Below are 24,219 nucleotides of genomic sequence, written 5' to 3'. Positions count from 1 at the left end.
GCCTTCGGGGTCAGGGGTGGTGCACTTCGTCCTCGCAGAGCGCGCTCTGCGCACCCGCGATGTGGATCTGGCCGCCGATCCTGATGACCTCAACCCTGGAACGGTACAGTTCGGACAATGTCTGCGACGTCATGACCTCGTCGGGCGTGCCGACCCTGAACTGCCCGTCCACGAGATACAGCACCCGATCGACATAGGGCAGGATCGGGTTGATCTCGTGGGTGACGAAGAGGACAGCGGTGTCGGCCTCGCGCCTGCGCTGATCGATGAGGCCCGCGACGATCCGCTGGTGGGTGAGATCGAGCGAGGCCAGCGGTTCGTCACACAGCAGCACATCAGGTTCCCCGATGAGCGCCTGCGCCACCCTGAGCCGCTGTTGCTCACCGCCGGAGAGCCTGCCGACCGGCGAGTCCGCGTAACGCCGCGCGCCGACGGCGTCGATCGCGTTCTCGATGCGTTCGTGACGCCGCCGCAACCCCCGAAGGCCGAGGCCCCACCGGTGGCCGTCGAGGCCGAGCCCGACGAGGTCACGGCCCCGCAGAGTGAGCCCGTCGTCCATCGCACGCTGCTGCGGTATGTACCCGACACGTTCGTTGCCGCGGCCCGGTGGCCTGCCCGCCACCGTCACCGTGCCGTCGCTGACGTCCTGAAGGCCGAGCAACACCCGCAGCAGGCTGGTCTTGCCGGAACCGTTGGGACCGAGCACGGCCAGGAACTCGCCCGGCGCGATGTCGAGGTCGAGACCCGACCACAGTGTTCGTTCGCCGAACCGCAGGGCCGCGTTCCTGACCTCGACGGCGGCTGTCGTCGTGGGTGTCCGTTCGGTCATCCGCTCACTCGTCCAGTGCCTTGGTGAGCGCGTCGATCTGACCACTCATCCAGGCAATGTAGTCCGTCTGCCCTTCGGGGAGGGTCTCGGTGAGATCGACGACCGGCGTCGCCGACTTGCGCGCCTCCTCGACGACCTTCTCGGTGGCGGGAGTGGCCGTCTGGCTGTTGCGCACCACCGCGTCCACCCCGCCCCCGGCCAGTTCGAGCATCCGCTGCTGCGCGGCGACGGGCACGTCCGTCTCGTTCTCGATCGCCGAGGCGAACTCACGCGGGGTGAGGTCCTGAAGCCCGGCCTCGGCAAGCAGGTACTGCGCGATCGGTTCGGTGGCCGCGACCGTCGCCCCGGTGTGGCGTTCGGCGAGGTTCTCGACCTCGTGCGTCAGTTCGTCGATCCGCCCGGCGAACTCGGCCGCGTTGTCCTCGAACGTGGAGCGCTGTTGCGGGAGGAGTTCGCCCAGCTCACCGGCGACCCGGTCGGCGACCGAGGACACGACGTGCAGGTCGTACCAGACGTGCTCGTTGCCGTGGTCGTGAGCGTGGTCGTGCGAGTGTCCCGCCCCGTCCCCGTGCTGTTCCGAGTGTTCGTCCGAATGTTCACCGGAGTGCTCTTGCCGGTGCTCACCGGACTGTTCTTGCTGGTGCTCACCGGCGTGGTCTTCCGAATGCTCGCCTGAGTGGTCCTCGGCACGGCCCGCATCGCCTTCGCCGCCGTCGTTCGCCCCCTCCACCTGCTCCACGGCCACGACGGTCGGCGCTTCGGAGTTCTCGGCGAGCTGCGGGAAGAAGTCGTCGTAGCCGCCGCCGTTCCACACGAGCAGTTCCGCCGAGGCGACCTCTGCGGCATCGGCGGCCCCCGCCTGGTAGGAGTGCGGATCGGCGGAAGGATCGTCGATCAGCGACGTCACCTCGACATGCTCGCCACCGACCGCGCTCACCACGCTCGCCCACACGTTGGTCGAGGCGACCACCCGCACCCGGCCGTCGGAGCCCGCGGAATCTCCCGAGCCACCGGTACCACCGTCCTGCCCTCCACAGGCGGACGCGACCACGGCCAGCACGGCCGACAGCGAGACACCGGCGATCACACGACGGCGACGGTTGTGTTGCATCGAGGACCCCACTCCGAGTAACCCCACGTGTTGGAAATGATTTTCGATACCACTGTAGCGCACAGGTTCACCATCGATCCACCGGTCGAGTGATCCGCGCAGCTACTGACAGCAACCATGTGACGCGCGTTGTGCATTGCTTCTGCTGTGGCTTCTGAACCGTTACGGTTTGTTCATGAACCGGCCGATGCGAACCAGGCGAGGTGCGACGCTCGCGTCGCTCGCCGCTGAACTGGGCGTGTCCAGGACCACCGTGTCCAACGCGTACAACAGGCCGGATCAGCTCTCACCCGAGTTGCGCCGGAGGGTGCTCGAAACCGCGCGCAGGCTCGGCTACCCCGGGCCCGACCCGGTGGCCCGGTCACTGCGCACACGCAAGGCGGGAGCGGTGGGGCTGCTGCTCACCGAGAACCTCTCTTACGCCTTCCGCGATCCGGCGGCCGTCGGTGTACTCGAAGGACTCGCGCTCGCCTGCGAGGACGCGGGCGTCGGCCTGCACCTCGTTCCGGCGAGCCCAGGACGGGAGGAAGTGGCCGCGGTGCACCGCGCGGGGGTTGACGGTTTCGTCGTGTACTCCGTCCCCGACGACGACCCCCACCTCGCCGCCGTGCTCTCGCGGCCGGTGCCCACCGTGATCGTCGATCAGCCTCGGCTCGACGGGGTTGACCGGGTCTCCCCCGACGACGAGACCGCCATCGTCTCGGTGGCCGACCACGTCGCAGGGCTGGGGCACCGGCAGATCGGAGTGCTGTGCATGCGGCTCGGACGCGACCGCAACGACGGCTTCGCCTCCGTTGACCGCCAGCAGCGGGCCCACTACCACGTCCAGCGCACCCGCCTTGCCGCACTGGCCAGGACGTTCGAGGCCGTCGGCGTTGACTGGAACACCGTGCCGGTCGTCGAACGGTTCGACCACACCGTGGACGACGGTGCCACCGCCGCTCGGCAACTGCTCGACACGTATCCCCGCGTCACCGCGATCATCTGCACCTCGGACATCCTCGCACTCGGCGCGCTGGCCGAGGCGGGACGACGCGGTCTCCGCGTGCCTGCCGACCTCACGATCACGGGATTCGACGGCATCGCCGAGGCGTCGCGGGCCGGTCTCACCACGGTGCATCAGCCCGTGCTGGAGAAGGGCCGTGCCGCGGGACGGCTGCTGCTCTCGGCGAGCGACAGGGTGAAACCCGAAGTGATCACCCTTCCCACCGAGCTTCGGGTCGGCACCACGTCGGCACCCCCGCGCACTGCTGAAGAACAATGGTTCGGGCCCTGAGCCCCTGACACAGTGTTCTGTCCGGGTTCTCTCCGGCTCGCGACGCCACCAGGTCAGGAGCCGAGACCCCTCCGTGTCCGTGTACCCGATTCGAAGTGAGAGGTCATGACCGCGATCGACGAACTTCTCCGGCGCAACCGAGCACTCGGCAACGTCGTACCAGGCGACCGGTCGTCGCCGCGACCTTCCCGCCAGGTGGCGATCCTGACCTGCATGGACGCCCGTATCCGGGTCTTCGAGATCTTCGGCCTGCTCCAGGGTGAGGCGCACGTGCTGCGTAACGCGGGCGGCGTCGTCACCGACGACATGATCCGGTCACTCTCACTCAGCCAGCGCAAGCTCGGCACCCGCGAGGTACTGATCGTCCAGCACACCGACTGCGGTCTGAACACGGTCACCGAGGACAGCTTCAAGGATGAGCTGGAGGAGGCCAGCGGCATGCGACCGCCGTGGGCGGTCGAGGCGTTCCGCGACGTCGATGCCAACGTCAGGCAGTCGGTCCAGCGCGCGAAGCGCAACCCGTACCTCCTGCACACCGACATGGTGCGCGGGTTCGTCTACGACGTGAAGACGGGAGAGCTTCGCGAGGTCGAGCCCTCGGCCTGAACGCGGCGGACGATATCGTGGCCGACGATGTCCATCGACGTTGAGACGCTCGTCGGCTGGTTCGACGTGAATGCCAGGGACCTGCCGTGGCGGCACGCCGACCGCACCCCGTGGGGTGTGCTGGTCAGCGAGATCATGTTGCAGCAGACACCCGTGGCCAGGGTGCTGCCGGTGTGGCAGGCATGGCTGGACCGCTGGCCCAAACCGTCGGCCCTCGCCTCGGAGACTCCCGGTGAGGTGGTGCGGGCGTGGGGCAAGCTCGGGTACCCCCGGCGAGCCCTGCGGCTGCACGCCGCCGCCACCGCCATCGCCTGCGAACACGGCGACGAGGTCCCCTGCGATGTGGACACGTTGCTCGGCCTTCCCGGCATCGGCGCGTACACGGCACGGGCCGTGGCCGCGTTCGCGTTCGGCAGGCGAGTTCCGGTGGTGGACACCAACGTTCGTAGGGTGGTTGCCAGGGCCGTCCACGGCGCGGGTGACGCCGGTCCACCCTCGACGAAACGGGACCTCGACGACGCGAGCGCGCTCCTTCCCGACGGGCCCGACGAGGCGAGGGCGGCACGGTTCTCCGCCGCGTTGATGGAACTCGGTGCGCTCGTCTGCACGGCCCGCACTCCGCGCTGTGCCGACTGCCCGATAGCCGCGACGTGCGCATGGCAAAAGGCCGGACGACCTGCGTATACGGGCCCGGCGAAGCCCGTGCAGCGCTACGGCGGAACCGATCGGCACGTGCGTGGTCTTCTGCTCGATGTCCTGCGCGGGACGACAGGACCGGTGGAGAAGGCGCGGCTCGATCTGGCGTGGCCGAAGGCGGGACAGCGCGATGCGTGTCTCGCCTCGCTCTTGGCCGACGGATTGGTGGAGCAAACGGCTGACGGCCGGTTCGCCCTTCCCGGTGAGCATTGACATATTACCCGGGGAAGTTGGCAAGATCCTCACCTCGACGTCTGCGAGGGAGAGATCATCATGGCTCGAAAGCCCGTCATCGATCGTCGCACGTTGTTAGTCGGCGGCGGACTCGCCGTCACCGCGCTGGGAACCTCACTGACCGTTCCCGCGCAGGCATCGGCGGCGCGTCATCGCCCTGTCGAGGCCCCGAACATGTACGGAACCGCCGAGTGGGGCGCCCGGCCGCCGAGTGAGCCCATCACCCTGCTCGACCGCAAGCCGACCTACATCGTCGTCCACCACACCGTCGAGCCCGGCAACACCGACGACTTCTCGCTCGACAGGGCGTTCGCGATCTCCCGCAGCATTCAGAATTTCCATATGGACACCCGAGGCTGGATCGACACGGGACAGCAGTTCACGATCAGCCGGGGTGGCTTCATCACCGAGGGAAGGCACCGCAGCATCGAGGCGCTTCGCGGCGGGACGCAGCACGTGCTCGGGGCCAACGTCGCGAACCACAACAGCGAGGTCATCGGCATCGAGAACGAGGGCCTCTACATGGACGTGGACGTCCCGCCGACCCTGTGGGACTCCCTCGTCGCACTCGTGGCGTACATGGCCTCGCAGTACGGGGTGAGCCCCGACCTCATCCGAGGCCACCGCGATTTCAACTCGACGGCCTGCCCCGGCGACGTTCTGTACGCGCGGCTGCCAGAACTGAGGCTGGCCGTGGCCAAGCGGCTCGGCGTGAAGTGCAGGCAACCGCGGCCAACTCTCCTGCTGCGGCCCGGCGACGCCGGCGAGGACGTCCTCACCGCACAGCGCAGGCTGCGAGCGCGCGGGTACGACGTGCCCGAGGACGGCGTCTTCGGCGAGACGACCCGGGACGCCGTGGCGGCGTTCGCGGCGAGCATTGGGCTCGCCGAGCCGACGTGCCAGGCGTGCGCCCGCTCCGACGAGCGCGGTTACCTCGGCGTGGACGTGTGGGAGCGGCTGGCCCCGCGATGACGGCGAGCGTGGCCGGGTCAGGCGGCCCGGCCACGCCACCGAGGACTGCGGGCGGAAGATCCCCGAGGAAAAGCTCGCTCTCGAATCCGGCGACACAGAATTTCCACACGATCTCGATGCGACCGAAATCGTCCAGTTCCATCCCGCCCGGGGCGCTCGATTTCGTTTCTTCCCGAGTTCCCCGGAAAAGAACGAAGCAAAATCGTCAATTCGCGTGCGACCTCGATGAGAGCGAAATCGGCGAGCGGCAGGGTGACCGTTCGCACCGAAGGCCCGACGGAAGACCGGGAGAGGGGCCGCAGGCGAGTGGACCTTCCTCAAGGGATGGTGAACCGGGCCTGCCTCCGCTGACCTCGGGCCGGGCAGCTTCAGAGTCCGCCGCCCGGAGGTTCGTACTCGATTCCGAGCAGTTCACAGACCCCCCGGCACATGCGCTCGTGCAGAGGCGTCATGTCGGTGAAGGTGGAACTCATGAAACCGGAGACGTCGAAGGACACCGAAGCGTACATCCGCGACCAGCACTCGATGAACACGAGAATCGCGCCGAGCGGCATCGACTCCAGCCGGACGAGCGCACGGTAGTTGCCCAACTGACGTCTCAGCGCTGATTCGAGCTCGCTGTCCCCCGGCACGTCGAAGGGCTTTTCCTGCCACAGCCGGAGATATCTCTCCCCGAACGCACCACCGACGGCGACCGTCCACGCCCTCGCGATCTCTCTGTGCAGATCACCGGAGGCAGGTGACGGGGTTCCGAAGACGAACCCGTACTCCGCCCGGTTTCTCACGCTCCAGGCGACGAAGGTACGGACCATCGCGAGGATCTGTCTGCCAGGGTTGTCGTCCGGATACGCTGCGGACGCACGGCGCAGTTCCCGTACGAGTTCACCGACCAGGTCGTCGGCCAGCGCTCGAAGAAGATCGTCTCGGCTGCCGTGGTAGCGGTAGATCGCGGGAGGAGTGACTCCCACTTCGCGGGCGATGGCCGCCAGCGTGACCGATTCGAGTCCACCCGAGACGAGAAGCCTCCGTGCGGTGGCGCGCAGGTCATGATCAAGCGCCGCACGCAGCCGCGCCCGCCGATTCGTCGTGTCCGCCACCACACCTCCGCCTTTGCCGGAAGCATACGCGAGAACCAGTGACATCCACACAGTTGTCTGTTAAACTACCCGCGAGTTAATGCCATTAACTGACCAACGGACATTTTTGCCCTTCCCTTCGGAGAATCGAATTCGTACGACGAATACTCAATTCACCGCGATCCGGCCGAGGAGCATGAGAAACGGGTGACAAGCCCGGCGACGTGCCCGGTCGTCGATCGTCCGATTGGTCGGCCGGGCGAGCACTTCTCCCGGCCGAGCGTGGTCGGGCCGCACCGAGGGGGAGGTGGCCCGACCACGCACTGGGCCCACCCGTGCAGTGTCCCGAACTCGGGCGCTGCCTGGCCGGACAGCTCGCGAAACCGCTACGGCAGTGCGGAGAGGAAAGCCTCGACGGCTCCTCGGTAGACCTCCGGCTGGTCGTGATGCACGACGTGCCCCGCATCGGCCACCACCAGATGCCGACCGTTCCGCGCGCGCCTCGCCATCTCGGCCTGCTGCCCCTCAGGCATGTCCGTGTGTCCCGCCTCGATCACGAGCATCGGGCACCGCACCGCTTCCAGATAGGACCAGTAGTCCCGCTCGCCCCATTCCGTGGCGATGGCGTACAGATCGTCGAGATTCGCCATCAGGTGGTAGCCGTCATCGCGCTCCTCGACGCATTCGACGAAGTAGTCACCGAGCCCGCCGAAGAACTCCGAAACCTGCGCCAGCGACCGGAACGGCACCGGCCACGACTCGAAGTACGCTCGCCAGGGATCCACGGTGTCACCACGCCGATCGACGGCCATGTCCTCCACCACGACACCGGCCACCAGCTCCGGATTCCTCGCGGCCGCGACCCACGCGTGCAGACCGCCCATCGAGTGCCCGATCAGCACAGCGGGTCCTTCACCGAGATCCCTCACCAGTTCGGCGACGTCATCGGCGAACTCCTCCGTGGTCCACGAGCCCGGCCTGCGAGCCCGCCCGTGCCCGCGCGCGTCGAGACCGACAACGTGGCCGTAGGCGGTGAGCCACCGCGACACCGGCCACCAGGTAGTCGCCCTGCCCATGAGCCCGTGCAGTAGCACGATCGGCCGTCCCGTGCCCCCGAAATCGACGACGCTGGAGGCCAGGGAAGATCGAACGGACACTAGGCTCCCCTCATGGTTGACCGCCGCATTCTGTGGACGTCACTCGGCGGGCTCGCCTGCATCGTAGCCGCGTGCACGTCACCTCCCGTTCCCTCCGAGCCCGCGCCCGCACCGACGCACGGGGCGGCCGGCATCGGCGACGAGTACTACCCGGAGGCGGGCAACGGCGGCTACGACGTCGATCGCTACGAACTCGATGTCCGATACGACCCGGAACGCGGGCAGCTCACGGGTGAGGCGACCGTCACGGCCCGCGCGACGCAGCGGCTCTCCCGGCTCAACCTCGACCTGCGCGGCTTCACGGTCTCGTCGGTCGAGGTCGATGGCGCGATCGCCGACTTCGCGAGGGAGGGCGGCTCCGAACTCGTCGTGACGCCGCCGGAATCGCTGGACGAGGGCAGCGTCTTCGCCACGCGGGTGCGCTACGAGGGAAAGCCCGTCGCGGCGAAGGCGGGCCAGCTCGGCGGCAACGGCTGGTACCGCACTCCCTCCGGCGGTGCGTTCGTGTTCGGGGAACCTCAATCGGCGTCGTTCTGGTACCCCGTCAACGAGCATCCGCGCGACAAGGCGGCCTTCTCCCTCACAGCCACCGTGCCGAAGGGCTGGACTGCCGTGTCGATCGGCAAGAGCGGCAAGTCCACCACGAAGGAAGGGTGGACCACGACGACCTGGACCGAGCCCGACCCGGTGGCGAGCTACCTCACCGTGTTCGCGGTTGACCGATTCGACGTGGAGACGAGCGAACTCGCCGACGGCACACCGGTGCGCAACGTGTTCGCCCCCGGCGCCGACGACGCCCGCGACGAGGCCGCGCGCACCGCGGAGATCGTCGAGTATCTGGAGAGCCGCTTCGGCGACTACCCCGCGAGCACGGCAGGTGGCATCTATCTCGACAGCGCCACCGGATTCGCATTGGAGACGCAGGGCACGCCGACGTATCCGAGCGGTCCCGACGTTGACCTGCTCGTGCACGAGATCGCACACCAGTGGTACGGCAACTCGGTTTCCGTGCATTCGTGGGCCGACATCTGCCTCAACGAGTGCTTCGCCAGCTACGCCACCTGGTTGTGGGCCGAGGACAAGCACGGAGCCGACCTCGACTCGTTCTACCGGGAACGGGTGGAGACGATGCACGCGGACCTCTGGGCCGAGCCGCTCTACGACATGGGGGCTGGCAACGAGTTCGGTGCCGTCTACGTCAAGGGGCCACTCGCCGTGCACGCGCTGCGGATGCGGATCGGCGACGAGTCCTTCGACGAACTGCTGCGCCGCTGGCCCGCCGAGCACGCGAACGGCAACGCGAGCTGGGAGGAGTTCGAGGACTTCGCCGAACGTGTGTCGGGCCAGGACCTCGACGAGTTCTTCCAAGCTTGGTTCAGGGACACCGAACGGCCTGCCGACGAACACCTTCACCCCGCCCGGCCCCGCCGCTGAGAGCGCCGTCCGGGCGGCGGGACTACCGTGTCGGGTATGGCAGTTGTGAAGATCAACGCGATCTCCGTGCCCGAAGGTGCGGGGCCCGAACTGGAGAAACGGTTCGCCGCCCGAATGGGCGCGGTGGACAGCCAGCCCGGATTCCTCGGGTTCGAGCTGCTTCGCCCCGTCTCCGGTGACGACCGCTACTTCGTCTACACGAAGTGGGAATCCGAGGAGCACTACCAGGCATGGGCGAGCGGGACAGCGCGGCAAGCTCACTCCGGTGAGCGCGGCAAGCCCGTGGCGAGCGGCGCCAGCCTGCTGGAATTCGAGGTCGTGCAGAGCTCCGGCCCCGCGTCGAGCTGACATCGAGCTGACGCCGACTCAGCCCGGCCGCTTCGGCAACCGGAGGGTCGCCAGCACGGCACGGTGATCGCTGCCTTCGACGTCGAGCGCGGCGAAGTCGAGCACGGCCGCCCCGTTCTCGACGAGCACATGGTCCAGCGTGACCGGCGGCCCGAGGCGGCGCCGGGGCCAGGTGGTGACAAGCGCGTTGCCCGTGCTCTCCGCCGCGTCCACGTAGCCCGCATCGAGGATGTGCCGAAACGCGGCGTGGTCGAGCGTCGCGTTGAAATCTCCTGCCAGAATGCGCGCGAACCCTGCCGAACTCGCAGGAGGCAACCCGGCCAGATCGCTTCGCCACTGCGCCGCATCGGTCACCGGCGGAAGCGCGTGCACAGCCACGACCTCCACCGCCGTGCCACCGGGAAGTCGTGTCCGGACACCCGGCTGCGCGAACAGCGACGGACCCGCGAGGTCCACCTCCTCCAAGGGATACCGGGAGGCAATCCCAGAACCCACGCCTGCCCCCGCCGGATACGCCACGACGTGCGGCAGTGACTCGCGTAGACCGGCGTCCTCCAAAGCGGACTGAGCCTGCTCGTCGAGTTCCAGCAGAGTCAGGACGTCCACCCGGTGTTCGCGCACGAATTCCACGACGGCATCCGGGGCGGCCTGCCCGAAATACAGGTTGAGGGCGGCCACTCGCACCACAGGACCATCGGCCTCGGGCTGCGCATCGGCGAGCACCCTCGGCACCAGCGGTGCCACGAGCACCCCGGCCAGCACCACCGACAGCAGCGCGACACCACGGCGTCGCAGCGCCCACGCGACCAGCGCCAACCCAGCCGCGACCGGCACACCGAACGGCGTCAGTGCCAGCAGCGCAGCGGTATAGCTGTTGCCGTCGTGCCCGAACACGCCCGACACGACCCAGCGGAGCACCGCCAGCCCCGCGACTCCTGCCACCGCGGTCGCCACCAGCGCCGACAGCACCTTGCTCGCCGGTCGCCGCGATCCGCTGTCGCGCTCTGGCACCTTCGTGCTCACCACCGGACCAGCCTGCCAGAACGCAGGCCCGGTCGTTGCCGGAAACGCACCGGCCGGATTCGCAGTAGCGTGGGTCTTCCCCACTCACCGAGGAAAGGACCGCCGATGACCATCCTGGTCACGGGCGCGACAGGCAACATCGGCCGCAAAGTCGTCGATCACCTACTCGCACGCGGCGCTTCCGGCATCAGGGCGCTCACGGTCGATCCGGCCAAAGCCGCTCTTCCGTCCGAAGTGGAGGCGGTGAAGGGCTACCTGCGCAAGCTCGACACGCTGCCTTCGGCGTTGGAAGGCGTCTCCAGCATGTACCTCGCACCCACCCCGGACACCGTTGAGGAGGTCGTCGCCCTCGCGCGCAAGGCAGGCGTGGAACACATCGTGGATCTCTCCGGTGAGCCCGAAAGCTGGTGGGGTACGTGCAGCACAGCCGTCGAGCGATCCGGAGTTGACTGGACACACCTGTGGCCCGGCGACTTCATGGAGAACTCGCTGATGTGGGCCGACCAGATCCGGCGCACCGGCACGGTGCGGGAACCGTATCCAGGCTCGGCGAGCACACCGATCGCCATGGACGACATCGCCGCCGTCGCCGCCGCGGCGCTGCTCGACGACACGCACAGGGGCGAGGCATACCTGCTCACCGGTCCGGAGATCCTGACGAGGACCGACCTCGTGGCACACATCGGCGCGGCGCTCGGCAGAGAGATCGAGTTCGTCAGGTCCACCCCGGACGAGACGGTGCGCGCACTGACCCCCACCATGGGCGACAACGCGCGGTGGTACGTGGAGAACGTGCTCACGTATTTCGAAGCCGGGGCACCCGCACCGAACACCCTCGTCGAGGGCATCACCGGCCGACCCGCCACCCGCTTCGCCGACTGGGCACGCGCACACGCCCACGAGTTCGCCTGACCCGGCAAACACCGAAGGGTCCCCGCGCACGGGGACCCTTCGGGGCGATCATTTCAGTTGCCGGTCACTCCTGCTCCGACTCTCCGGAGTCCTCGCTGCTCGCGGCAGCGATGCTCACCGGAGGAGCGTCGGGCACGTCCAGCGGCTTCGGCTCGCCTCGGAAGGTGAACTTCGCCTGGTCGTCGTGTGCGTCGCCGACCTCCCAGCCCTCGACGTCCACGATGATGATCTGACCGGCCTGGACCTCGCCGAACAGGATCTTCTCGGACAGCTGGTCCTCGATCTCCCGCTGGATGGTCCTGCGCAACGGGCGCGCACCGAGCACCGGGTCGAAGCCCCGCTTGGCCAGCAGAGCCTTCGCCTTGTCGGTCAGCTCCAGGGCCATGTCCTTGGCCTTGAGCTGCTGCTCGACACGGGACACCATCAGATCCACCATCTGGATGATCTGCTCCTGCGTGAGCTGGTGGAAGACGATGATGTCGTCGATCCGGTTGAGGAACTCGGGCCGGAAGTGCTTCTTCATCTCCTCGTTGACCTTCTGCTTCATCTTCTCGTACCGACCACCCTCGTCGGAGCCGGAAGAGAAGCCGAGGCTCACGGACTTCGAGATGTCCTGCGTGCCCAGGTTCGAGGTGAAGATCAGCACCGTGTTCTTGAAGTCCACCGTGCGACCCTGGCCGTCGGTGAGGCGACCGTCCTCCAACACCTGCAACAGCGTGTTGTAGATCTCCTGGTGGGCCTTCTCGATCTCGTCGAAGAGGACCACCGAGAACGGCTTGCGGCGCACCTTCTCGGTGAGCTGGCCGCCTTCCTCGTAGCCGACGTAGCCCGGAGGGGCACCGAAGAGCCGCGAGGCGGTGTAGCGGTCGTGGAACTCGCCCATGTCGATCTGGATGAGCGCGTCGTCCTCGCCGAACAGGAAGTTGGCCAGCGCCTTCGAGAGCTCCGTCTTACCGACACCGGACGGGCCGGCGAAGATGAACGAACCGGAAGGGCGCTTCGGGTCCTTCAGACCGGCCCGCGTGCGGCGGATGGCCTGCGACACGGCCTTGACCGCGTCCTCCTGACCGATGATCCGCTTGTGCAGCTCGTCCTCCATGCGGAGCAGACGCGTGGTCTCCTCCTCGGTGAGCTTGAACACCGGGATGCCGGTCCAGTTGGCGAGAACCTCGGCGATCTGCTCGTCGTCCACCTCGGCGACGACGTCCAGGTCACCGTCCTTCCACTGCTTCTCCCGCTCGGACTTCTGGCCGAGAAGCGTCTTCTCCTCGTCGCGCAGTCGAGCTGCTCGCTCGAAGTCCTGCGCGTCGATGGCCGACTCCTTCTCCCTGCGCACGTCGGCGATCTTCTCGTCGAACTCGCGCAGGTCCGGCGGCGCGGTCATGCGGCGGATGCGCATACGTGCCCCGGCCTCGTCGATGAGGTCGATCGCCTTGTCCGGCAGGTACCGGTCGTTGATGTACCGGTCGGCGAGCGTCGCCGCGGCCACCAGCGCCGAGTCGGTGATCGACACGCGGTGGTGCGCCTCGTAGCGGTCGCGCAGGCCCTTGAGGATCTCGATGGTGTGCTCCAGCGACGGCTCGCCGACCTGGATCGGCTGGAACCGGCGCTCCAGCGCGGCGTCCTTCTCGATGTACTTGCGGTACTCCTCGAGCGTGGTCGCACCGATGGTCTGAAGTTCACCACGGGCCAGCATCGGCTTCAGGATGCTCGCCGCGTCGATGGCGCCCTCGGCAGCACCCGCACCGACGAGCGTGTGCAGCTCGTCGATGAAAAGGATGATGTCGCCGCGAGTCTTGATCTCCTTGAGGACCTTCTTCAACCGCTCCTCGAAATCACCCCGGTAGCGCGAACCGGCCACCAGCGACCCGAGGTCGAGCGTGTACAGCTGCTTGTCCTTCAGCGTCTCGGGCACCTCGCCCTTGACGATGTTCTGCGCGAGGCCCTCGACGACGGCGGTCTTGCCGACACCGGGCTCGCCGATCAGAACCGGGTTGTTCTTGGTACGGCGGGACAACACCTGCATGACCCGCTCGATCTCCTTGCCGCGCCCGATGACCGGGTCGAGCTTGTTCTCCCGCGCGGACGCCGTGAGGTTGCGCCCGAACTGGTCGAGAACCAGAGACGACGACGGCGTGCCCTCGCCACGGCCGGCACCGGCCTCGGCGGGCTCCTTGCCCTGGTAGCCGGACAGCAGCTGAAGCACCTGCTGCCTCACCCTGTTCAGGTCGGCGCCCAGCTTGACGAGGACCTGGGCGGCAACGCCCTCGCCCTCGCGGATGAGGCCCAACAGGATGTGCTCGGTACCGATGTAGTTGTGCCCGAGCTGCAACGCCTCACGCAGAGACAGCTCAAGCACCTTCTTGGCTCGCGGGGTGAAGGGAATGTGCCCGCTGGGGGCCTGCTGGCCCTGGCCGATGATCTCCTCGACCTGCTGGCGGACACCCTCCAGCGCGATACCCAACGACTCGAGCGCCTTGGCGGCGACACCCTCACCCTCGTGGATCAAGCCCAAGAGGATGTGCTCGGTGCCGATGTAGTTGTGGTTGAGCATCCGGGCCTCTTCCTGGGCCAGGACAACCACCCGCCTCGCGCGGTCGGTGAACCTTTCGAACATTCCCACTCCCTCGACTGCTGCGCCGGCGGCCCGACACTCTTCCCGGTTCGCTCCACCGGTGAGCTCGGCACCGTACGACCACTGTAGTAGCCGAGCGCACGTCTCGTGGCTACCACTGGTGCGGATCGGACCTCATGGAGCAGGCCCTGATGTGCCGCGAGCACTCGCGGAGGACACGCTCACAGTCGCTCGTTGCTGGTTGCTGACGTACGGAACAACGAAGAGCGCGACGACGGAATTCCATCGACAACTCGTGTCCGCTCACCGCGAACACCGGATTTCGCGCGGCTCGCCCGTTCGGACCGCGCCGCTGCACCGACGACCCCATGCGGCTAAGGTAAGGCAATGCTAACCACCTAAGATTCGTCGTGGACCACCCGGTCGGAGCAGCGGAGGGCAGCACGTGACCACGGACGGTTCGGTTCGTGATACTCGACACAGTGACGTGGTGCCCCGTCGTGTCGGCTCCGACGTGCTCGCGAGTTCTCTCGCCAGGGTCGCGGCACTACAGCACGAACTCGAACTGCGAACCGACGTCCCCCCGGCTGGGGACTGGTGGCGGTGCCACCACCTGCTCACCGACCGCACGTGGTTCTCGCGCTGGCACCGGCGCCTCGCGGACTGGCTGATCGAGCACCACGGCGCCGCGCCCGCTCGGACCGTGTCAGGCTATGTGCTCTGGTGGTATCTGCGCCTGCCCGCCTACGTCGGCGCGCTTCTGCTGCACCACGAACGGCGAGTGCCGCTACTGCGGCCGTCCGAACTCGCCTTTCGGATCTCCAGGGACAGCAGGCCCGACCCGGTGGGCGTCGCGGTGCTCGGTCGTTCGTTCTACTGCCTCCCGCTCGATCCCTGTGCGGGCAGGCCCGAAGCCGTCGTCGTCGCCGACGAACGCGCCCTCGCCGAGGTGTACAGGGCCCGGTTCGTGGCCCACGCCACCGCCTTCATCCGCGCCTACCGGCCACTGAGTCCCCACGGGGCGAGGACTCTCTGGGCCGCGGCGACCGACGCGATCGACAGCTGCCTGTGGTGGGCCGGGGTCCAGGGTGGCGACGAAGGCGCGGGGGTGGCCGACGCCGCGCTGGTGCTCGACGCCCGCCACGAACCCCTGACCTCGTCCTCCACCCTGCGCAGGCACACCGGCGACAACGGTTCCGTCGGCTGGACCCGGCGCAGGGAGAGCTGCTGCTTCACCTACCTGCTTCCCGGCAGCACCGAATGCGAGACCTGCCCTCGCACGTGCCCACGCTGAGTGCGGATCACACCTCACCGAGGCGCCTCGGACGCGGTCGTCACAACCCGCGCATCGTGCCGATCAGCGCCTCCGCCACGACTTCGCGGCGGCCGGGTCTGAAGTTGATCCGGTCGCCGGCATCGCGGAAGAGCAACACTCGCCCCAGTCCTGCGACATCGATCAGCGACAGCGGACTGCTCCGGCTCCTGACCCCGCCGACTGTGACGGCGACGTACAACTGGTGTGCCCCTTCACGGACGGCCGCGAGATGCCGCTTCAGCTCCCCGGCTTCCCTTCGCCGCTGTGCCCGTGATCGTGAGCCGCCGTCATCCTCCGACGGCCCGCCATCGAGGTCGGAGCGGGAAACCGTCAAAGCATGCACGGGAGCGGCCTTCACGTCCGGCAGTGTCGCCAGAAAACCCGCGATGACCTGCTGCGAATCGATCGGCCACAGTGTCACGGTTTCGCCGCGTACGACGGCGCCGACCGCCGTGACGTCGCGTGTGGCGACAAGAGTCGCGCTGTCGCGCCTGCTGTCGGCAAAGCTGCTCCAGCAGTAGAACTCGCGGGCGGGCATGGCCAGCGTACGCATCGTGTCCCGGAACGCCGGGGTGAGTGCGTGCGCGGTGGCCAACCCCACGTCGGCCAGCAGCGAGAGGCAGCGCCTGGTGAGCTCGGCGTTACCGTCGTCCGAGAGATGGAGCCCGTGCTGCCCCAGGATCGGATGTGGTTCGCCGAAGCCCTCAAGGCCCCACGCGTGCTGTAGTGCCGCCCTCGGCACGTCCACGGTCTCAGCGATCACCGGGCATCGCCCCCTATTCACCGATGGTGGGCGGCATGATGATCTGCCCGGTCTGTGGATCTCGCAGTTCGTCGTCGCCGTCGAACGAGAACGCCTCGTCGGTGTCCTGTACGTAGTTGCGCTGGTGCTCCGAATCCTCGGCGCCCTGGCCTCGGCCCCCCGCACCGCCCATCGCTCCCATCGGTGCCGCTCCGGCACGGCCGGAAGCAGGTCCGCCCGCACCCGGCCGGTTCATGCCCTGCGCAGGGCTCGGCGAGGGGCCGAAGGGAGCGGCACCGCTGCCCCTTCCAGCGCCTGGCGTGCCACCGGCCGGACCCGTGCCCGGCCGCACACCACCCGCTGCGACGCCGGAGCCACTCGCCGGCCTGGAACCGCCAACCGGCGCACCCCCTCCGATCGGGAACGGGTTCTGCGAACCGGTGCTCACCGGCTGGGCTGCCGGGTTGAACTGCGAAGGTTGGTAGGCAGACGGGCGGTAGGTGGAGTCGGCGGGTGGCTGGTATCCCGACAGCGATGTCGAGGAGGTCGGGGACGTCGGGGACGTCACGGCATCCCCCGCTCTGCCTCCGGTGAACTCCCCGCCAGGGTGGGTTCGCGTGAGCGAAGGGTCGCCCGAGTCGGAGCCCTCGTGACTGCCAGGCCGTTCATCGCTCCGTGCGTCGGTGGGGGTGTCTCGTTCCTGCCCGCTGTCGGCGGAATCAGCAGACCTTTCGGAATCGCGGGATGCATCCGTTTCGGCTGTGTCTGCCGTCGTGTTCCGAGTGCCCGTGTCGTCGGAGACCTGCCTCCTGTCGAGGGTTCGGAGTTCGCTCTCGGCCGATCGTTCGAAACCCCGAGTGTCCTTCACCGTGACGTCCGAGTCGAAGTCGTCGAGCTGCCCGTAGTCGTTGATCACCTGGCCCGATGCCGACCGCGTGTACTGCTGGTATGCCTCGTAGACCCGCCGATTCTGCTGCTCAAGCTCGCGGTAGCGGTTGATCTCGTCCTCGGTGTCGGTGTCCCACGGCGTGATGGAATCCCAGAGGCCACGAGTCGGCGGCTGATCCGGCATCGGAACGACCTCGCTCTTCAAGCGGTCGAAGGCGCCTGCCGTGTCGGTCAGCGTGCGTGCGTTGCTCTCGTAGGTGGACGAAGCCTGGTAGGTCGCCTCCACCGCAGGCATGATGCGGTCGCGCGCCGCATCGGCGCCGCTGCCGGTCCACGCGCTCTCCAACCGCGTGAGCGCCCGCCGTCCACGATCGCTGACCTGTGCGTGTTCCGTGGAGAGCTCTCCCGCGCACGCGGCACCACCGTGCCATTCGGCCGAGTTGCCCGCCAGGACTCGCCGTACGAGTTCCGGGATCGCGACGCCTCCCGAGAGTTGGCGCACCGCGCCCTCGTCCGTCATCGCCCCGCCCTCCCTCTCAGGTTGTCCACCAAGGTGCCCGCCATCCGTTCTGACAGCGCACACGCATCGACATCGCCCTGCTTCGCGCGGCTTGGCGCGAGCACGACCGCCACGGTGTACTCGTCCGCGAGGCCCACGGTGACCGAACAGGACGATTCGTCCTCGTGGGTCTTGAACGCGACCGCGGGGAAACCGCCGACGGAAGAGATCTCCCGCCACACAGCCGCACCCGGTTTCGTGTTCCGGTAGAGGTTGCTCAGACCTTCTCGTGTCGCGGTGATGTAGTTGACGAAGACCGCCGCGCCTGTGGTGCTGTCCTGCCAGGAACACCAGGGTCCTGTGGCGATATCGTCGCGTTCGCCCTCAGGAGCGTCCTCGCCGAGTGCTTCGACGATCTGCGGCCGGGTGAATGCCTGACACGGGTCGGCAGGCAGCGCGGACTCCGGAAGCGGATCGGCGACCGAGGGCGCTCCGCTGTGGGGCAGCGCCTTCGAGGACGAGGACGCCGGATCGGACTTCGTCGAGGTTCCCCTCGGAGCCGCGCCGTTGGAGACCGGCGTCGCGGCGCAGGCGGTGAGCACTACGGCAAGGCCGAGGCCCACCACCGAGGAGAGGATTCGCGTCATTCAAGTAACCCCTTGTTGTGGCGAGGCAGGGAACCGCCTGCCGAGCTGATCTGCTGATTCGCTTCCTCATCGGATTCCGTGACAAGGCCGAGTGCCTTTTCGAGGCGGGCGACGAGCCTGCCGAAGAACTCAATCTCCTTCAGCACATGTCCGTGCCCGTAGCCGAACGCACCCGGCCCTGCGGCGCCACCGACGATCGTCTCGTGAAAAGCCAGGCTCGCGGGATCTTCCGCGGCAGGCCGCATCTCACGAAGCTGCCTTGCCTGCGCCTCCATCCTCACGAGGTCGTCGTAGATGCCTTTGAACTCGCGGAGTGCCTCCTCGGCTTCCTCCCTGCTGAGGCTGAAACCCTGACCTCCCGAAGGAGGCGGGGGAACCGCACCACCGCCACCACTCGGCGCCGTTCCTCCGGAAGGCACACCGTCCACCCAGAAAGTGACGTCGGACAACCAACCCCCGGCAGCCGTCATGCTTACCTCCCCAGCATCGATTCCGGAGAGTAGCGCGCAAGTGACGCCTCACGAGGGCTTCACCGACCTTTAACCCGAATTGGGTACGGGCGGCCGATTCACCTGCTCCAGTCGGGGTCACGTCCGGACAACCCGAGCACGCGCGCCAGCGGCACGGCGGTTTCAGGCACGGCGATCTCCGCCCCGAACACGCCGTATCCCCTGCCCTGCGGCGCCAGTTCCACGAGCGCGCTCTCGACCGCCATCGCCGTGGCTGGATCGCAACGGAACTCCACTCCCGTCGCCACAGCGAGATCCCAGCCGTGCACGACGAACTCGGTGAGCGCCATCGAACCGATCCGCTCCGCAGGCAGGTCCACACCGCCGAACGTCGTCACGCCCTCCCACGCCGACGGCTCGCGGAGGGCCTCGACCAACTCGGTCACCCTTGCTTTCAGCGCGAGCCGCCACTCATCCTTCACAAGGTCAACGTCTCGCTCGCCCGCTTGCGAAGCTGCCCGCGCCTTCCTCGCGGCCGCGATCAGATACGGGGCCCAGTACATGAGGTGGTTCAGCAGATCGCGGACGGCGTAGTCCTCGCATGGTGTCGGCGCCTTCAGCTCGTCGTCGGGCACAGCACCCAGCACGTCGAGGAAGGCCGCAGCCGCCGGCTCGACGGCGGATCGGATGTTCGGCACGTTCGGCATGAGCCCATCGTCACCGCTCTCGGGGGCCGGGTATTGAAGAAAAGCGACAGCTCCGATCCGTATTGTCGCTTCCGTGGAGAGGGTGCCCCGAGGAATCCTGTACCGGCGCACCGCCGAATCACAGTTCACCCTGAGCAGGGTCAATCCCGTTCCGTCACTACGCGGGTACGTCCAGTACTACTGGGTCGTCCGATGGGATCTCCGAGGAAGGCCGCCGTACGAGCAGCGGGTGTTGCCGAACCTCTCCACGCACGTCGTCTTCGGGACCTCATCGGCAGGGGTGTGGGGTCCTTCCCGCTCCGTGTTCGCACATGTGCTGCGCGATCGAGGAGTGGCGTTCGGCGTTCGCCTTGTGCCCGGCTGCTGCGGTGCGGTACTCCACGTGCCGGCAGGCGACCTTCGCGGCGGTCCACGACCGTTGGAGGGCGTACTCGGCACGGCGAGCCGCGAGATCGAGGCAGCTGTTCCTGCCTCACGCAGTGATTCCGAACTCGCCGCGCTCGCCGACACGCTGTTCGCCGGACGAGTCCGGCCACTCACCGATTCGGAACGCAGGGCACGGGATGCCGTGAAGCTCATCGCCACCGATCCCACGATCACCAGAGTCGTTCATCTCGCCGCCCGCGGTGGTACGACGGTGCGCGCGCTGCAACGGCTGTTCACCGCACACGTCGGAACGGGCCCCAAGTGGGCCATCCGGGTCTACCGGCTCAACGAAGCGGCTGCGCGGCTCGCCACTGATTCCCCGCCGAAGCAGGCCGAGCTCGCCGCCGAACTCGGCTACAGCGACCAGGCACATTTCGTCCGGGAATTCACGGCGATGGTGGGGACACCGCCCGCATCTTACGAGAGGCAACAGAAAGTAACCGAACAAGCGCGAAACTGAATACGGCCTCCCGGGCAACACCCGGGAGGCCGCACATCACGACGTCTTTCAGTTCCTGCGGTGGTACGCTTCGACGACCTCGGACGGGATGCGTCCACGATCCGAGACCTCGAAACCGTTCTTCCGCGCCCACGCGCGAATTGCCTGATTCTGCTCGCGATCCACGGCGGCCGACCGGGCGGGCGCTTTCACCGCACTCTTGCCCGACGTCCTCTTCCGGCCACCCGCCCTGCGTGCGTGCTCGACGTACTGGGCAAGAGCGTCACGCAATTCCTCCGCATTTTCCGCGGAGAGATCGATCTCGTAGTTGACGCCGTCAAGACCGAACTCGACCGTCTCCTCCGCCTCCGACCCGTCCAGATCGTCCACGAGGGAGACAAGGACCTTCTGCGCCATCTGATTCCTCCTGCTTAGGACATGCTGAGATCACGTGGTGCCCACGCCCGAGCCAAAAGTCTTGACCGAGCTTATTGTTACCCGCCCGTGCAGAATAACGCAAATCATCTGAAGCGATTGTCTGGGCCCGTTGACGGCGCCTTATGCGACCAACACAATCAGAGCGGCAACGCGGTCAAGGGAAACAGGTGCCCGCGCTCACGGACGTGCCCTGCGGCCGGACCGCTCGTTCCTCTCGGCCGTGTTCCTCTCGAAAACAAGGCGAAGGCCGAGCAAGGTGAGATGTGGCACGTGTTCGGTGATGGTTTCCGACTCGTCGAGCACGAGCGGAGCCAGACCGCCGGTGGCGATCACTTCGACGCGTTCGTCCGGCGTTCCCGACAGCTCACGGGCGATCCTTCTGACGAGACCGTCAACCTGCCCGGCGAAACCGTACAAAATTCCCGACTGAAGGCACTCGACGGTGTTCTTGCCGATCACCGACCTCGGCCGGACCAGCTCGACCTTCCGCAACGCCGCGGCACGGGAGGCGAGTGCGTCAACCGAAATGTCGATTCCCGGCGCGAATGCGCCACCGAGGAACTCGCCCTTGGCCGAGATGGCGTCCACATTGGTGGACGTCCCGAAATCGACCACGACGCAGGCCGTGTTGTGCAGGTGATGGGCGGCGAGGGTGTTCACGAGCCGGTCGCCGCCGACCTCCTTCGGGTTGTCCACGAGCAGCGGAACCCCGGTGCGCACGCCCGGTTCCACGATGATCGTGGGAACGCCCGCGTAATAGCGGTCGAGCATCGTCCGCAGTTCCCGCAGCACAGCGGGCACCGTGGACAGTGCGCTGATACCGGTGACGTCGTCGGCGTGCGGACCGAGGAGCCCGCGCAAGGTGAGCGCCATCTCGTCGGCCGTCATGCGCGGATCGGTGCGCATCCGCCAGTCGCGCACCAGCCGCGCGTTCTCACCCCGCCCGACGTGCAGGCCGAGCACGATGTTCGAGTTGCCGACGTCAACGGTGAGCAGCAATCAGTGCTCCGCGTGCAGCAGCGCGTCCAGCCGAGCGGCGTCGGCGGTCTCAGCCGTGGGAAGCCTGGCCCCGAGGGCAGGCGGTGCGCCCGCACCGCTCACGAGCCCATACCCCTCGGGGACGGAGGCGGGGTCGCCGCCCTGCTCGACGATGCGGTTGTCGCCGTCCACGAACACGATCCTCGGCTTGAAGGACGCGGCCTCGGCCGAATCCATCTGCCCGTACGCGATCAGGATGACGATGTCGCCGGGATGGACGAGATGAGCGGCGGCACCGTTGATGCCGAGTACGCCGCTGTCACGTTCGCCCTCGATGACGTAGGTCTCCAGCCGTGCGCCGTTGGTGACATCGACGATGGCGACCTGCTCACCCGGCAGTAGGTCGGCCGCTTCCATCAGCGTCTTGTCCACCGTGACCGAACCGACGTAATGCAGGTCGGCCTGCGTCACCGTCGCTCGGTGGATCTTTGACTTGAGCATGGTTCGATACATCGCGGGATTCCCTCTCCTACCCCTTCGGTCCTCACTGCTCGATGCCGTACTCGGCTGCCGCGCCGAGCAGGAGCCCGACGTTGTCGATAAGCCGGGTCTTCCCGACCCTGGCTGCCACCAGCAACCGCGCCTGCCCGTCTTCGGGCGGCGGACCCAACTCCGTGCCCCGCAGTTCGAGGTAATCGACGGCCACCTCTGGCCGGGCGGCGAGCGTGCTCCTCGCCGCGTCGAGCACCGCCTCCGCTCCTCGCCCTCCCGCGTGAGCGCCCGCGACGAGCGCCGCCGACAGCACGACGGCCAGCTTCCGCTGCTCGGGCGACAGGTAGGTGTTGCGCGACGACAGCGCCAGACCGTCCGGTTCACGGACGGTGGGCACACCGAGCACACGGACGTCGAGGTCGAGGTCGGCCACCATGCGCTTGATGAGGACGAGCTGCTGGTAGTCCTTCTCCCCGAAGAGCGCGAAGTGGGGGCGCACGATGTTGAACAGCTTCGCCACCACCGTGAGCACACCCGCGAAGTGCCCAGGGCGGAAAACGCCCTCCAGTTCGTCACCGAGCGGCCCTGGATGCACCGTGACCGCCGCGCCGGGAGCGTAGAGGTCCTGGGGCTCCGGAGTGAACACGATCTCCACGCCCGCGTCGTCGAGCACGCCGAGATCGGTGTCCAGCGTGCGCGGGTAGGCGTCGAAATCCTCGCCCTCGCCGAACTGGAGCGGATTCACGAAGATCGACGCGGCGACGATGGTGTTGGGCAGCCGCTTCGCCCTGCGAAACAGTTCCGCGTGTCCCGCGTGCAGCGCACCCATCGTCGGCACAAGCGCGACGTTGCGGCCCACCGAACGCAGGGCCGCGCTGACCTGGCGCAGGTCGTCCGGCTTGCGGTAGACGTTCACCCGGCCACGGTCGAACTGTGGTTTCTTCGGTCTCCTCACGTGCCCTCACGTCCGTTGTCGAGCAGGTCGGCGATCTCGCGTGCGGCGTCGGAACCGAGCAGCCCGGCCAGACGCGCTCTCGCGGCGGTCCTCCTTGCCAGCGCGAGGTAAGCGGCACGCAGCTTGGGTACGCGCTCACCGAGCACCCGCAGATGTGTCCGCACCGTCCCCACGTCCCCTCGCGCGACCGGCCCTGTGAGTGCGCGGTCCCCGTGCCGCAAGGCGTTGTCGAGCGCCGCGGACAGCAGCGGGGCGAGGAGGCGCTCGGGGTCGCGAACGCCGTTGTGCCGTAACAATTCCACACAGTCCGCGACCAACGTCGCGAGGTGGTTGGCAGCGTGCGCCAGCGAGGCGTGGTAAAGGGGCCGGGCGGCTTCGGGAATCCGCACCGGCTCGGCCCCCATCTCCACTGTCAACGCCTCTCCGACGTTCCACGCCGCCTCGTCGCCGTCCTCGGCGGTGACGCCGACACTGCACGAATCGAGCCGCTGAAGGTCCTCGGGGGCTCCGGTGAACGTCATCACCGGGTGCAACGCCAAAGGCAGTGCCCCTACTTCCACGGCGGGCCGCAACACGTCGATGCCGTGTGCGCCACACGTGTGAACGACGATCTGGCCAGCCCGGAACGCACCCGCGTTGGCCAGTCCGGCGACCATGGGGCCCAGTACGTCGTCGGGCAGGGCGAGAAGAACGAGATCGGCGGCGCCGACCACCTCGTCGGGAGGCAGCAACGGCACACCGGGCAGCAGGCGTTCGGCCCGCCGCACCGATGCGTCGGACACACCCGACGCCGCGACGACGGAATGACCGGCACGGGCGAGCGCGGCACCGAGTACGCTGCCGACCCTGCCTGCCGACACCACACCCACGGCAAGCCGCGCGGGGCGGGTCACGGCGTGCCCCACTGGACGCTCATCGCACAGAACTCCCAACTCGTTCCAGTCCCGATTCGCGGGTACCAGACGACGGCGCGAGACTAGTCCCGCCGAAAGGCA

Annotated in this window: 25 protein-coding genes; 9 read left to right on the top strand and 16 right to left on the bottom strand. The window is 67.7% G+C overall.

All coding sequences use genetic code 11. The features are described 5' to 3' along the window. Positions 1-10: 10 nt before the first annotated feature. Entirely contained in the window at positions 11-829 is an 819-nt protein-coding gene (locus SACXIDRAFT_RS12500) for a metal ABC transporter ATP-binding protein (protein ID WP_006238927.1), read from the bottom strand. Positions 830-833: 4 nt separating this feature from the next. Then, a complete protein-coding gene (locus SACXIDRAFT_RS12495; RefSeq protein ID WP_006238926.1) occupies positions 834-1,940 on the bottom strand; it encodes a metal ABC transporter solute-binding protein, Zn/Mn family in 1,107 nt (368 codons plus the stop codon). A 175-nt stretch (positions 1,941-2,115) separates the two neighbouring features. Between SACXIDRAFT_RS12495 and SACXIDRAFT_RS12490 the strand changes: the two genes are divergently transcribed. From SACXIDRAFT_RS12490 to SACXIDRAFT_RS12475, 4 genes are all read left to right on the top strand, one after another. After that, a complete protein-coding gene (locus SACXIDRAFT_RS12490) occupies positions 2,116-3,216 on the top strand; it encodes a LacI family DNA-binding transcriptional regulator (protein ID WP_040922625.1) in 1,101 nt (366 codons plus the stop codon). 105 nt (positions 3,217-3,321) lie between these two features. Beyond that, positions 3,322-3,822 (top strand): beta-class carbonic anhydrase, encoded by a 501-nt coding sequence (locus tag SACXIDRAFT_RS12485; RefSeq protein ID WP_006238924.1) that lies wholly within the window; start codon positions 3,322-3,324, stop codon positions 3,820-3,822. A gap of 27 nt (positions 3,823-3,849) precedes the next feature. Continuing rightward, positions 3,850-4,731: an HhH-GPD family protein gene (locus SACXIDRAFT_RS12480; protein ID WP_006238923.1), complete on the top strand. Its 882-nt coding sequence runs from the start codon at positions 3,850-3,852 to the stop codon at positions 4,729-4,731. Between the two features lie 60 nt (positions 4,732-4,791). Continuing rightward, on the top strand, positions 4,792-5,724 hold the full coding sequence (locus tag SACXIDRAFT_RS12475; protein ID WP_006238922.1) for a peptidoglycan recognition protein family protein: 933 nt from the start codon (positions 4,792-4,794) through the stop codon (positions 5,722-5,724). Positions 5,725-6,092: 368 nt separating this feature from the next. Here SACXIDRAFT_RS12475 and SACXIDRAFT_RS12470 read toward each other — a convergent pair whose 3' ends face one another. Beyond that, positions 6,093-6,821: a TetR/AcrR family transcriptional regulator gene (locus SACXIDRAFT_RS12470; protein WP_006238921.1), complete on the bottom strand. Its 729-nt coding sequence runs from the start codon at positions 6,819-6,821 to the stop codon at positions 6,093-6,095. Between the two features lie 365 nt (positions 6,822-7,186). Continuing rightward, the gene (locus SACXIDRAFT_RS12465) at positions 7,187-7,957 is read right to left on the bottom strand and encodes an alpha/beta fold hydrolase (protein ID WP_006238920.1); all 771 of its coding nucleotides are present in this window, start codon (positions 7,955-7,957) and stop codon (positions 7,187-7,189) included. A 12-nt stretch (positions 7,958-7,969) separates the two neighbouring features. On the opposite strand from SACXIDRAFT_RS12465, the gene SACXIDRAFT_RS12460 reads away from it, so the two are divergent. Then, positions 7,970-9,391, top strand: coding sequence for a M1 family metallopeptidase (locus SACXIDRAFT_RS12460; RefSeq protein ID WP_006238919.1), 1,422 nt, complete (start codon positions 7,970-7,972; stop codon positions 9,389-9,391). A gap of 36 nt (positions 9,392-9,427) precedes the next feature. Continuing rightward, positions 9,428-9,739 (top strand): antibiotic biosynthesis monooxygenase family protein, encoded by a 312-nt coding sequence (locus tag SACXIDRAFT_RS12455; RefSeq protein WP_006238918.1) that lies wholly within the window; start codon positions 9,428-9,430, stop codon positions 9,737-9,739. 18 nt (positions 9,740-9,757) lie between these two features. On the opposite strand, the gene SACXIDRAFT_RS12450 is transcribed toward SACXIDRAFT_RS12455, so the two are convergent. Continuing rightward, positions 9,758-10,765 (bottom strand): endonuclease/exonuclease/phosphatase family protein, encoded by a 1,008-nt coding sequence (locus tag SACXIDRAFT_RS12450; RefSeq protein WP_006238917.1) that lies wholly within the window; start codon positions 10,763-10,765, stop codon positions 9,758-9,760. Between the two features lie 102 nt (positions 10,766-10,867). On the opposite strand from SACXIDRAFT_RS12450, the gene SACXIDRAFT_RS12445 reads away from it, so the two are divergent. After that, positions 10,868-11,674, top strand: coding sequence for an NAD(P)H-binding protein (locus tag SACXIDRAFT_RS12445; protein ID WP_006238916.1), 807 nt, complete (start codon positions 10,868-10,870; stop codon positions 11,672-11,674). 64 nt (positions 11,675-11,738) lie between these two features. Here the strand turns inward: SACXIDRAFT_RS12445 and SACXIDRAFT_RS12440 are convergent, their stop codons facing one another. Then, the gene (locus tag SACXIDRAFT_RS12440) at positions 11,739-14,291 is read right to left on the bottom strand and encodes an ATP-dependent Clp protease ATP-binding subunit (RefSeq protein WP_006238915.1); all 2,553 of its coding nucleotides are present in this window, start codon (positions 14,289-14,291) and stop codon (positions 11,739-11,741) included. Between the two features lie 448 nt (positions 14,292-14,739). Here SACXIDRAFT_RS12440 and SACXIDRAFT_RS12435 point away from each other — a divergent pair, with 448 nt between their 5' ends. Further along, positions 14,740-15,543, top strand: coding sequence for a (2Fe-2S)-binding protein (locus SACXIDRAFT_RS12435; protein ID WP_050987023.1), 804 nt, complete (start codon positions 14,740-14,742; stop codon positions 15,541-15,543). Positions 15,544-15,583: 40 nt separating this feature from the next. On the opposite strand, the gene SACXIDRAFT_RS12430 is transcribed toward SACXIDRAFT_RS12435, so the two are convergent. The 5 genes from SACXIDRAFT_RS12430 to SACXIDRAFT_RS12410 form a co-directional block, all read right to left on the bottom strand. After that, complete coding sequence (locus SACXIDRAFT_RS12430; RefSeq protein WP_006238913.1) at positions 15,584-16,327, bottom strand: ESX secretion-associated protein EspG; 744 nt, start codon at positions 16,325-16,327, stop codon at positions 15,584-15,586. Positions 16,328-16,340: 13 nt separating this feature from the next. Continuing rightward, on the bottom strand, positions 16,341-17,714 hold the full coding sequence (locus SACXIDRAFT_RS12425) for a hypothetical protein (RefSeq protein WP_006238912.1): 1,374 nt from the start codon (positions 17,712-17,714) through the stop codon (positions 16,341-16,343). Next, positions 17,711-18,340, bottom strand: a complete 630-nt coding sequence (locus tag SACXIDRAFT_RS12420; protein WP_006238911.1) for a DUF3558 domain-containing protein — start codon at positions 18,338-18,340, stop codon at positions 17,711-17,713. Before SACXIDRAFT_RS12420 ends, SACXIDRAFT_RS12425 begins: the two co-directional genes overlap by 4 nt. Continuing rightward, complete coding sequence (locus SACXIDRAFT_RS12415) at positions 18,337-18,810, bottom strand: hypothetical protein (protein WP_006238910.1); 474 nt, start codon at positions 18,808-18,810, stop codon at positions 18,337-18,339. The genes SACXIDRAFT_RS12420 and SACXIDRAFT_RS12415 overlap by 4 nt, the downstream gene beginning before the upstream one ends. A 98-nt stretch (positions 18,811-18,908) precedes the next feature. After that, positions 18,909-19,496, bottom strand: a complete 588-nt coding sequence (locus tag SACXIDRAFT_RS12410) for a TIGR03086 family metal-binding protein (RefSeq protein ID WP_006238909.1) — start codon at positions 19,494-19,496, stop codon at positions 18,909-18,911. 73 nt (positions 19,497-19,569) lie between these two features. Between SACXIDRAFT_RS12410 and SACXIDRAFT_RS12405 the strand changes: the two genes are divergently transcribed. Continuing rightward, positions 19,570-20,382, top strand: coding sequence for a helix-turn-helix domain-containing protein (locus SACXIDRAFT_RS12405; RefSeq protein ID WP_006238908.1), 813 nt, complete (start codon positions 19,570-19,572; stop codon positions 20,380-20,382). A gap of 48 nt (positions 20,383-20,430) precedes the next feature. Here the strand turns inward: SACXIDRAFT_RS12405 and SACXIDRAFT_RS12400 are convergent, their stop codons facing one another. From SACXIDRAFT_RS12400 to SACXIDRAFT_RS12380, 5 genes are all read right to left on the bottom strand, one after another. Beyond that, the gene (locus SACXIDRAFT_RS12400; protein WP_006238907.1) at positions 20,431-20,778 is read right to left on the bottom strand and encodes a histone-like nucleoid-structuring protein Lsr2; all 348 of its coding nucleotides are present in this window, start codon (positions 20,776-20,778) and stop codon (positions 20,431-20,433) included. A gap of 198 nt (positions 20,779-20,976) precedes the next feature. Then, positions 20,977-21,798, bottom strand: a complete 822-nt coding sequence (locus SACXIDRAFT_RS12395) for a type III pantothenate kinase (RefSeq protein ID WP_006238906.1) — start codon at positions 21,796-21,798, stop codon at positions 20,977-20,979. Next, positions 21,799-22,290 (bottom strand): aspartate 1-decarboxylase, encoded by a 492-nt coding sequence (panD, locus tag SACXIDRAFT_RS12390; RefSeq protein WP_006238905.1) that lies wholly within the window; start codon positions 22,288-22,290, stop codon positions 21,799-21,801. It abuts the gene before it with no gap. Positions 22,291-22,321: 31 nt separating this feature from the next. Continuing rightward, positions 22,322-23,224, bottom strand: coding sequence for a pantoate--beta-alanine ligase (gene panC / locus SACXIDRAFT_RS12385; protein WP_006238904.1), 903 nt, complete (start codon positions 23,222-23,224; stop codon positions 22,322-22,324). Beyond that, positions 23,221-24,117, bottom strand: a complete 897-nt coding sequence (locus SACXIDRAFT_RS12380; protein WP_198284374.1) for a Rossmann-like and DUF2520 domain-containing protein — start codon at positions 24,115-24,117, stop codon at positions 23,221-23,223. Before SACXIDRAFT_RS12380 ends, panC begins: the two co-directional genes overlap by 4 nt. Between the last annotated feature and the right edge of the window lie 102 nt (positions 24,118-24,219).

The organism is Saccharomonospora xinjiangensis XJ-54, from assembly GCF_000258175.1.
Taxonomy (GTDB): domain Bacteria; phylum Actinomycetota; class Actinomycetes; order Mycobacteriales; family Pseudonocardiaceae; genus Saccharomonospora; species Saccharomonospora xinjiangensis.
This window is presented reverse-complemented; position numbering and strand designations above follow the sequence as displayed.